This is a genomic window from Flavobacterium sp., assembly GCF_020217025.1.
GTDB lineage: Bacteria > Bacteroidota > Bacteroidia > Flavobacteriales > Flavobacteriaceae > Flavobacterium.
Genome location: NZ_JAIWOF010000054.1, coordinates 1 through 10,000 on the forward strand (window position 1 = coordinate 1; position 10,000 = coordinate 10,000).

Here is a 10,000-nt window from a genome sequence, read left to right on the forward strand (position 1 = left end):
CAACCAATGGAGGAACAACAGTATCCAAATTGAATAGTTGGAGCAACCCAACAGGTCCTTCTTATACCCATGCAGATATTCATTATTTAGGTTTTCATGGAACAAAATTATTTTGTGGAAGTGACGGAGGAATCTATGCATCAGAAAACAATGGAGCAAATTTCACAGACTTAACAGCTGGCGCTCAAATTAGCCAATTTTATAAGATTGCGGTTTCAAAACAATCATCCGCTAATATGGTAGGAGGTTTACAAGATAATGGAGGTCATGCTTACAGCGGTAGTCAGTGGAAAAATTATTATGGAGCTGACGGTATGGATACAGCAATTAATCCGACCAATCAAAATCAATATTATGGGTTCATCCAAAATGGTAATAGTTTATATATTAGCAATTCAGCAGGTAATTCAATTAGTAGTTCAGTCTCTTCTCCAGGAGGAGCAAATGGTAACTGGGTAACTCCTTTGATGGCTAATAATTCAGGTGAATTGTTTTCAGGATTCGCTGGTTTATACAAATTGGTAGGTAGTGCTTGGGTACAACAAAATGTATCGTCTTTAGGAACGGGTAATTTAGAATTAATTCATGTAGACCCTTCTAATGATGATATAATGTATGTATCTAATGGTACAGCATTATATAAAAGTACAAATAGAGGAGTTAATTTTACACAGACGTACACGGCAACATCAACAATTACTGGAATAGAAGTTCATTCAACGGATAGTAATATTGTTTATTTAACAACTCAAAACACATCTAATGGGGTTTTAAAATCAACAAATGGAGGAGTTACTTTTACCGATTTTTCTACAGGACTTCCATCAATTGGTAAAGAATGTATTGTTCATCAAGGAAGAAATACTGATAATCCATTATATTTAGGCACTAGTTTAGGGGTTTATTATCGTGATGATTCTATGTCTTCATGGTCTCCTTTTGATACCAATTTGCCTAACGTATCGGTAAAAGATTTAGAAATTAATTTAGAAGACGCAAAATTAATTGCTGCAACATATGGAAGAGGAGTGTGGCAAACGGATATTCCAGTTCAAGTACCTCCAATTGATTTGAAATTTGTTGGTATTCAAAATCCTGGAATCAATATCAATTGTGGTGGTAGTGTTGCCCCACAAGTTGAAGTAAAAAATAATGGAACAACTTCGATTTCTTCTGTAACAGTTAATTATACAATCGATGGAACGCCTTACAACTATGTTTGGAATAATACTTTAGCTTCTGCAGCTTCTACGGTAATTAATTTACCTTCAGCAACATTAACTAGAGGTACGCATGTTTTAAATGTTACTACAACTACTACTAGTGATGCTTATTCTGACAATAATTCGGGTAGTACTACATTTTATGTTAATGATGGAGGAGTTGTTGGGGTCGTAAATCCATTTACCAATGCTACAGATGCTTTAATTTCATATAATGAAGGAGGTTCAGGATCACAATGGGTTAGAGGAACTAGACTAGGAGGAACAATGACTACATCAGGTAATACCGTTTACACAACAAATTTAATAGGTAATTATCCAGATGCCACTAAATCTTATTTAGTTTCTCAATGTTATAACTTATCCAATGTAATTAATCCGCAAATTAGTTTTGCAATGAAGTTTGATTTAGAGCAAAATTGGGATGTAGTTTATGTTCAATACTCTACTGATTTTGGGGCAAATTGGACAGTTTTAGGAACTATGGGTGCAGGATGGTATAATAGCAATAGAACGCAAGCTACAACAGGAAGTGACTGTTACAACTGTCCTGGAGCACAATGGACGGGAACAAACACTACGTTAACAACGTATACTTATCCATTAAATGCTCTTAATTCTGAAACTAATATTATTTTTAGAATTGTATTCCATTCTGATGAATCGGCAAATCAATTAGGAGTTAACATTGATGATTTTGTGATTAATGGTACACTATCTAATCAAAACTTTGAATTACAAAATATTGTGTTATATCCAAACCCTTCAAAAGGGATATTCAATATTGCATTGGGTACTATTGAACCATCAGCAATTGATGTTTACGATGTAACGGGAAAAATTGTTTGGTCTAAAAAAGATTTTGCAATTTCAAATACGGAAGTTTCATTAGATTTATCAGCCGTTGCACAAGGAATTTATTTTGTAAAAATTTCAGCAGACAATCAATCAACAGTTAAAAGAATTATTAAAGAATAACTATGAACAAACACATTCTAAAAGGAGGTTTAGGGTTCCTTTTTTTATCAGTCGCTTTGTCTTCTTGTAAATCATCACAAGAGGTAGCATCTAAAAAAGAGTCTATTGGAATCAACGTTGGCTATATGGATAAATCCGTAAATCCAGCAGATGATTTCAATCGTTATGTAAACGGAACTTGGTTAGATAAAACCGAAATTCCAGCCGACAGGACGCGTTGGGGAAGTTTTGATGAACTTCGTAAAAACACCGACGACGATGTAATGGCAATTTTGAAAGATGCCATTAAAGACAAAACTATCGATCCAAATTCTGACCAAGCAAAAGCAATTAGCTTATACAAAACGGTTTTAGATACAGTAAGTAGAAACAAAGCCGGAATCGACCCGTTAAAACCTTATTTAGCGAAAATTAATAGCGTTCAAAATGCTGATCAATTAGTAGCTTTATTAGCCGAAATGGAACCCGAAATGGGATTAGGTTTCTTCGGAAGTTATATAGGTGCTGATGCTAAAAACAGTAACAAAAACGTAATCTATGTAGGAACAGGAAGTCTTGGTTTACCTGATAGAGATTATTACGTTTCAGATGCACCAGACAACAAAGAAAAACGTGAAAAATACGTGGCTCACGTAACCAGAATGTTGCAATATTTAGGCGAATCTGAAGCTACAGCTAATGCGAATGCAAAGAAAATTTTAGCCTTAGAAACTAAAATGTCAACCGCAACTTTAGATAGAGTAGAACGAAGAGATAGAAGAAAAACCTATAATCCAATGAGTTTTGCTGATTTACAAAAATTAGCACCAACAGTAAAATGGGATACGTATTTCCAAAGTGTTGGCATTGGAAAAGTAGATTCGTTAGTAGTTTCACAACCAAAATATTTACAAACGGTTGAAACCATTTTAAAAGATAACCAAGTTGAAGATTGGAAAGCCTACATGCGTTGGACAGTTTTAAGAGGTTCGGCAGGTTTATTATCAACTGATATCGAAAATGCGAATTTTGATTTTTACGGAAAAACCTTAACTGGAGCCGTAAAACAACGTCCAGCAGAAGAAAGAGCTTTGGCTACAGTTAACGGAAGATTAGGTGAAGCATTAGGAAAATTGTATGTAGCAAAAAAATTCCCGCCAGAAGCAAAAGCAAAAGCGCAAGATATGATTGCAAACGTAATGCAAGCTTTCAATAACCGAATTGATAATTTACCTTGGATGACAAAAGCGACTAAGGAAAATGCAAAAATCAAGTTGAATAAATTCCGAGTAAAAATTGGATATCCTGATAAATGGAAAGATTATTCAGTTCTTGAAGTAAAATCTCCAGAACAAGGCGGAACGTATTTTGAAAATTCAAAAATGTACGCGAGATGGAGTCACAAGAAAAACATCGAAAAAATGGGGAAACCTGTTGATAAAGAAGAATGGGGAATGTCGCCACAAACAGTTAACGCTTATTTCAGCCCAACAAATAACGAGATTGTATTCCCAGCAGCAATTTTACAACCACCATTTTATGATTATAGAGCAGATGAAGCAGTTAATTATGGAGGAATTGGAGCCGTAATTGGTCACGAAATTTCACACGGATTTGACGATTCAGGTTCAAGATACAATGCCGATGGTAACTTAGTAAACTGGTGGAGCGATGAAGATTTGAAACAATTCACAACGTTAGGAAGCGCTTTAGCAGATCAATATTCAGCTTTAGAACCATTACCTGGAATTTTTGTGGATGGAAAATTCACTTTAGGAGAAAACATTGGAGATTTAGGTGGAGTTAACGCAGCTTACGACGGATTACAAATCTATTTGAAAGCAAACGGAAAACCTGATTTAATCGACGGATTTACAGCAGAACAACGTTTCTTTATTTCTTGGGCAACCATTTGGAGAAGTAAAATGCGTGATGAAGCAATCAAAAATCAAGTAAAAACTGATTCACATTCACCAGGAATGTATCGTGCTTATGTGCCGTTACAAAATGTGGAAGCGTTCTATAAAGCCTTCAATATTTTACCTCACAACGGTATGTATTTGCCTTTTGAAAAACGCGTGAAAATTTGGTAATCAAATTTAAAATAAAATCAAATCCCATCTTTTTAGGTGGGATTTTTTATTTCTTCTTAATCGCTCGATTCACTAAATAAAGTCCAATAATCGTTATCGTTCCACCAATGATAATCGCAGTTGTCAAAGGTTCATTAAATAATAAATAACCAAAAAACAACGCCACCATCGGATTGATGTACGCATACAAACTGCTGATTTCGGTTGGTAAATTTTCTAAGGCATAAATAAACGCTATAAACGTCAACACCGAACCAAAAACTACTAAATAACCAATCGACCACCAGGAAATTGCTGGAATTTCACTCAACGGAACCGAAGTCCCATTAAATCCAATCACGCTCGAAATCACAATACTCGAAATCAACATTTGTAATCCCAAACTAAAATACGGATTGAAATTTGTCTTATTTTCTTTGATATAAATCGAAGATAACGCCCAAGTAAACGTTGCAATTACCGAAAGTAAAATCCCAAATCTAAATTCAGGCTGTAAGAAATCGTTGAGGTAATCGTAGAAAATTACACAAATACCACCAAAAGCGACAATCAAGCCAACAACCGCTTTCCAAGATGTTTTTTGTCCGCGAAATAAACTGATGATGACAATCCAAAGTGGAAAAATTGAACCAATAATGGCACCCAAACCACTCGAAATGTATTTCACGCCCCAAGTACTCAAACCGTTACTCAGCATGAAGTTCAAAACACTCAAAACGAGAATTGTGCGCCATTGGCGTTTGTTTGGCCAAGGATGTTTTTTGATTAAGAAATACAGCAAATATAAAGATCCGCCAAAAAGTTGACGCAGTGCAACCAATTGCATCGGAGGCATGTGTTTTACGCCTTCTTTAGAAGCAATCCAAGTGGTTCCCCAGAAAAAACTAATCCAAATTAATGCTAAAATCGGTAACCCAATTGCATTTTTCTTTTGCTTGATGTAATTATGAAATACGCTAAAATACGCCATTACTAAATTTCTTTTTGGAACGAATATCCCAAAATCGTTTCTATTTTTTTACTAGAAATCATTTTACCTTTCGATTCCGAATTTTCGGCAAAGGTAGGCAATGGCAAATTCAAATTTTCAGCTTTTTTGTGATAATATGCTTTACGTGTTGGATGTTGTGGTGCGACAGCGTTAAAGGTTTGATTCCATTCCCAACTGTCATCTCGAGCGAAGTCGAGAGCTTTTTCTATAACTCCAATGCAATCTTCTCTTTGAATCATATTTACTGGAGCGTCTGGATTTTCAACATTCGCTCTTCCTGCTAAAAATTTCACGGGATGACGATCTTCGCCAAGTAAACCACCAAAACGAATTACCGTAGTTTTAAAATGCGGATTCGATTGTAAAAGGGTTTCAGCAATAACTAATTGTTTGCCACTTTCGGTATCGGGATTTGGTTGTGTTTCTTCCGTAATTTTAACAATTGGAAAACTATCACCATAAACCGAAGTCGAACTCACAAAAATAACTTTCTGAGCACCTGATTTTTCGATAAATGGAATTAGCGTTTTTACTTTATTTACAAATGTCATTTCATTAGAAGTCGAAGTTTCTCTTCTCAATCCAGGCGGAATATCAATCACTAAAACATCGGTTTCTTTCAGAAAATCTTCCATATTTCCAATGATTTGATGTTCCTCCAGTTGAATTTGGAAAGGAGAAATCCCAGCATTTTTGAACACTTCTAATTTACTTTCCGAAGTCGTAGAACCTTTTATTTCGTAACCTTTTACAAGCAATGATTTGGCTAAAGGTAAACCCAGCCAACCGCAACCGAGTATGGCAATCTTTTTTCTTTCTTCTTTCATCTATTTTCTTAACTATCTTTCTTTACCAACATATAAAAATCATCTTCTAACGCACGATAGCCTTGGTCGTACAAAAAGAAATAGGTGTTACCCGTTTTGGTTTGTAACATGCTGGTAAAAAACTCAAAATCGAAACCTTTGCTTAGTAATTTGGTTTTCGTGGTTTTTCCTTTGTCTTCTGGGTTGAGTTCACACAAAATACGGTAATTTTTACGCAATTTGTTATTAATGTTGCGCATCAGATTGTTCTGATCTTTATTCATTTTGTTGTTGTAAGCATTGCGGCAACCATCCGAACAAAACTTTTTGTCTTCGCGACCGATGATTTTATCGCCACATTCTAAACAGGTTTTACTCATACTAGTATTTTTTAAGCGTATCCATTAACCTTTAAATTTTCTAATTCTTCGGTTTCTAAATTATATTCAATATTCCAATAATGACTTCCTCCATCTGAAACCATTATTATTTGTTGCAACCATTTGGTTTCTTTTTCATTCTTTTTCCAAAGCGAATTTATATAAAGAATTTTTTCACCTTTTTCATTTATATAACCAAAGTATTGTCTTTTATATTTTTTTAAATTCTTGTGAATAATAGGAGAACTAGATTGATTCATCAGAGGATTGTTTATGAACTTTAGTTTAGATTTTAATGCATTTTCGGCTTTAATTATTTCTTCTTTTGTCGGAGTAAATCTATTTTGTTGCATTAACTCATTACTCGATTCTGGAAAAATAGCTACTTCAAATTGTCTTGTTTTGAAATGTTCCGCCACATTTTGAGCATGAATAAAACAACTAGATAGAAATAATACGATAATGTATTTCATCTTTACTTCTTAAAATTAAACTTCATTTCTTTACCGCTATCTTCAAAAACCACGTAAATATTGATTTCGTTATCCGAAATTTTTTCAAATGTAAACTTGTCGAAATACACATGTGTTGGAGTAACTTTAACCAATCTAAAATTCTCGCTCACTTCCGCTTTTTCCCAACCTTTCAATTCGCCATCAAAATGTTTGAGTTGTAATAAAAGGGTTTTCTCTTTTTCAATAATATGTCCCAATTCATAGAAAGCAACTTTTCCATCGACTACTAATTTGAAACTAAACATCATCGAATTTCCAATCGGTTCGCTCCACGTTTCTTGGCAAATGCCGCCTAAAGCTTCACCTTTCCAATTGCCAACAATCCATTTTACATCTTGCAAACTAGCTTTTGGCGAACCTTTTTCATCGTTGTAATTCAAGGTGTTTTGTGAGTAGCTGAAAGTGTTTCCTAAAATAAATAGTAGTAAAAAAAGTAAGGATTTCATTTATTTTAATTTTTTTAGTTGGTACAAATCATGTCTTCGATCTTTCATGGTTCTTACGCTTCCGTGTTCGTGTAATTCTTTTAATAAATTGATATCAACGTCTACAATTAGTGTCATTTCAGTATTTGGCGTGGCTTCTGCTTTAATTCCGTTACTTGGAAAAGCAAAATCTGAAGGCGTAAAAACGGCTGCCTGAGCGTACTGAATATCCATATTGTTTACCTTTGGTAAATTCCCAACACAACCTGCGATGGCAACATAACATTCGTTTTCAATGGCACGAGCTTGTGCACAATGTTTCACCCTGGTGTACCCATTTTGAGTATCGGTTAAAAAGGGAACAAATAAAATATTCATGCCTTGATCGGCCATTAAGCGCGAAAGTTCAGGGAATTCGACATCATAACAAATTACAATTCCAATTTTTCCGCAATCGGTGTCAAAAGTTTGAATCGTATCGCCACCGGTGATTCCCCAATGGAAAATTTCGTTAGGCGTGATGTGAATTTTGCGATACATTTCCTGGGTTCCATCTCTTCGGCATAAAAAACCAACGTTATACACGTGTCCATTTTCTAAATAAGGCATACTTCCTGTGATGATATTGATGTTATAGGAGATTGCAAATTCTTGCATTTTCTTTCGAATAGCATCAGTGTGTCTTGCCAATTCTTTAATGGCTTCGGCTTCAGAAAGATGATTGTAATCTGCCATCAAGGGTGCAATGAATAATTCTGGAAACAATGCAAAATCACTTCCGTAACCCGAAACGGTATCAACAAAAAATTCGATTTGTTCAAAAAGTGCCTCTAAATTTCCTAAAGAACGCATTTGCCATTGAATTAATCCCAATCGAACAATGCTTTTTTCGGTATTGATTAACCTTGGATTATCTTCATAGTAGATATTGTTCCACTCTAATAAAACAGCGTATTCTTGAGATTCCGTATCGCCTTCTAAGTAGTTTTTTAGGACACGAACTTCGTGAAAATCATTACTCAATTGAAACGATAAAACCGGGTCATAAATTTCCTTACGTTTTACTTTATGAATGTATTGTTTTGGATTAATTTCGGAAGCATATTTACCATAATTCGGAATTCTTCCTGCAAAAATGATAGATTTTAAGTTCAATTGTTCACACAATTCTTTTCTGGAATCGTATAATCTTCGGCCTAATCGTAAGCCTCTATATTTTGGGTTGATAAAAACGTCTATTCCGTATAAAACTTCTCCTTTAGGATTGTGAGTTGAAAACGTATAATTTCCTGTAATGGTTTTGTAATTTTTGGTTTTAAATGCAAAATCTTCGGTAACCAAAATGGATAATGCTGAACCAACCACAACACCATCGGCAACAATTACCAATTGTCCTTCAGGAAAAAGTTCCAATAATTTTTCAATGTGATCTTCTTTCCAGTATGAATCTACCATTTCTGGATAGGCTTCAATCATGGATTTTTTTAATTCTTTGTAATCCTCAATTTGAAGATTACGTAATTCTACTTTGCTAATTAAATTTGGCATATACTATTGATTTTCAACAAATATAACGAAAATAATTTCCATTTACAAACGCTTACAAATATTTACAACCGAAAGTAAACAGCTAAATACCGAATAACGTTTTTTTCTTGTCCCATCTTTGCACTGTCGAAATGAAACAACGAGTTCAATCGAAAACAAATTTTAATTAACATAAACATTTAAATTTTTACACGCCATGAAAAACAGAGTACAATTAATCGGACATGTAGGTCAAGAACCAGAAATCAAAAACTTAGAATCTGGAAGAGTAGCTAACTTCACAATTGCTACAAATGAAAGTTACACGAACGCTAAAGGTGAAAAAGTAGAACAAACCGAATGGCACCGCGTTTCCGCTTGGGGAAAAACAGTAGACATTATTGAAAAATTATTAACCAAAGGAAGTCACGTTGCCATCGAAGGTAAATTAACCCACAAAAGCTACGACGATAAAGACGGAAACAAACGTTATATCACAGAAGTGGTTGCCAATGAATTGGTTTTATTAAGCAAGTAATCAAGTTCAAGAACAAATTCAAAAATCAAGTTCAACACATAGATTTTTTAAATTATTTCAATTTCTTAAATCTGTGTTCCAAAAAATCAAATAACACAAACATTTAAATTTTATACGCCATGAAAAACTCAGTACAATTAATCGGACACGTTGGTCAAGAACCAGAAATCAAAAACCTTGAAGGAGGAAAAAAATTAGCAAACATCAGCATCGCTACAAACGAGGTGTATTATCGCGAAAACGGTGACAAAGTAGAACAAACGCAATGGCATAGAGTAACCGCTTGGGGTAAAACAGCCGACATTATCGAACGATTTGTAACCAAAGGAAAAGAAATCGGAATTGAAGGTAAGTTAACCCACAGAAGTTACGACGACAAAGACGGAAACAAACGCTATGTTACAGAAGTAATTGCGAATGAAATTTTGTTAATCGGTAAATAAGGATGTTATGCAAGTAAGAGTATTTTCCATCCGTTTGGATAACGCATTTTTGGAGTACGACCAAGAACAATTGAATGCTTTTTTGAATTCGGTTACGTTTAA

10 protein-coding genes are annotated in these 10,000 nt (G+C 34.5%); 4 read left to right on the top strand and 6 right to left on the bottom strand.

The window, feature by feature from the left end; genetic code table 11:
* Both LDL23_RS02470 and LDL23_RS02475 read left to right on the top strand, forming a co-directional pair.
* A partial coding sequence (locus LDL23_RS02470) for a T9SS type A sorting domain-containing protein (RefSeq protein ID WP_291264295.1) occupies nt 1–2,201 on the top strand: 2,201 nt, incomplete at its 5' end.
* Nucleotides 2,202–2,203: 2 nt separating this feature from the next.
* Entirely contained in the window at nt 2,204–4,273 is a 2,070-nt protein-coding gene (locus LDL23_RS02475) for a M13 family metallopeptidase (protein ID WP_291264296.1), read from the top strand.
* A gap of 46 nt (nt 4,274–4,319) precedes the next feature.
* Here the strand turns inward: LDL23_RS02475 and LDL23_RS02480 are convergent, their stop codons facing one another.
* Genes LDL23_RS02480 through LDL23_RS02505 form a run of 6 tightly spaced genes read right to left on the bottom strand, consistent with a single transcriptional unit; the run spans nt 4,320 to nt 8,938 of the window.
* A complete protein-coding gene (locus LDL23_RS02480) occupies nt 4,320–5,243 on the bottom strand; it encodes an EamA family transporter (RefSeq protein ID WP_291264297.1) in 924 nt (307 codons plus the stop codon).
* A 2-nt stretch (nt 5,244–5,245) separates the two neighbouring features.
* The gene (locus LDL23_RS02485) at nt 5,246–6,091 is read right to left on the bottom strand and encodes an SDR family oxidoreductase (protein WP_291264298.1); all 846 of its coding nucleotides are present in this window, start codon (nt 6,089–6,091) and stop codon (nt 5,246–5,248) included.
* An 8-nt stretch (nt 6,092–6,099) separates the two neighbouring features.
* Nucleotides 6,100–6,450: a hypothetical protein gene (locus tag LDL23_RS02490; RefSeq protein WP_113987668.1), complete on the bottom strand. Its 351-nt coding sequence runs from the start codon at nt 6,448–6,450 to the stop codon at nt 6,100–6,102.
* An 11-nt stretch (nt 6,451–6,461) separates the two neighbouring features.
* Nucleotides 6,462–6,923, bottom strand: a complete 462-nt coding sequence (locus LDL23_RS02495; protein ID WP_291264299.1) for a hypothetical protein — start codon at nt 6,921–6,923, stop codon at nt 6,462–6,464.
* A gap of 2 nt (nt 6,924–6,925) precedes the next feature.
* On the bottom strand, nt 6,926–7,411 hold the full coding sequence (locus LDL23_RS02500; protein ID WP_291264300.1) for a DUF6265 family protein: 486 nt from the start codon (nt 7,409–7,411) through the stop codon (nt 6,926–6,928).
* Entirely contained in the window at nt 7,412–8,938 is a 1,527-nt protein-coding gene (locus LDL23_RS02505) for a bifunctional GNAT family N-acetyltransferase/carbon-nitrogen hydrolase family protein (RefSeq protein ID WP_291264301.1), read from the bottom strand. It abuts the gene before it with no gap.
* Between the two features lie 196 nt (nt 8,939–9,134).
* Between LDL23_RS02505 and ssb (LDL23_RS02510) the strand changes: the two genes are divergently transcribed.
* A complete protein-coding gene (ssb, locus tag LDL23_RS02510; protein ID WP_291264302.1) occupies nt 9,135–9,455 on the top strand; it encodes a single-stranded DNA-binding protein in 321 nt (106 codons plus the stop codon).
* Nucleotides 9,456–9,574: 119 nt separating this feature from the next.
* Entirely contained in the window at nt 9,575–9,898 is a 324-nt protein-coding gene (gene ssb / locus LDL23_RS02515; RefSeq protein WP_111566398.1) for a single-stranded DNA-binding protein, read from the top strand.
* Nucleotides 9,899–10,000: the final 102 nt, after the last annotated feature.

Excerpts from the sequence above, each read along its gene's own strand:
- LDL23_RS02475 (WP_291264296.1), top strand. The coding sequence starts at position 2,204 with ATGAACAAACACATTCTAAAAGGAGGTTTAGGGTTCCTTTTTTTATCA.
- LDL23_RS02480 (WP_291264297.1), bottom strand. The coding sequence starts at position 5,243 with ATGGCGTATTTTAGCGTATTTCATAATTACATCAAGCAAAAGAAAAAT.
- LDL23_RS02485 (WP_291264298.1), bottom strand. The coding sequence starts at position 6,091 with ATGAAAGAAGAAAGAAAAAAGATTGCCATACTCGGTTGCGGTTGGCTG.
- LDL23_RS02490 (WP_113987668.1), bottom strand. The coding sequence starts at position 6,450 with ATGAGTAAAACCTGTTTAGAATGTGGCGATAAAATCATCGGTCGCGAA.
- LDL23_RS02495 (WP_291264299.1), bottom strand. The coding sequence starts at position 6,923 with ATGAAATACATTATCGTATTATTTCTATCTAGTTGTTTTATTCATGCT.
- LDL23_RS02500 (WP_291264300.1), bottom strand. The coding sequence starts at position 7,411 with ATGAAATCCTTACTTTTTTTACTACTATTTATTTTAGGAAACACTTTC.
- LDL23_RS02505 (WP_291264301.1), bottom strand. The coding sequence starts at position 8,938 with ATGCCAAATTTAATTAGCAAAGTAGAATTACGTAATCTTCAAATTGAG.
- ssb (WP_291264302.1), top strand. The coding sequence starts at position 9,135 with ATGAAAAACAGAGTACAATTAATCGGACATGTAGGTCAAGAACCAGAA.
- ssb (WP_111566398.1), top strand. The coding sequence starts at position 9,575 with ATGAAAAACTCAGTACAATTAATCGGACACGTTGGTCAAGAACCAGAA.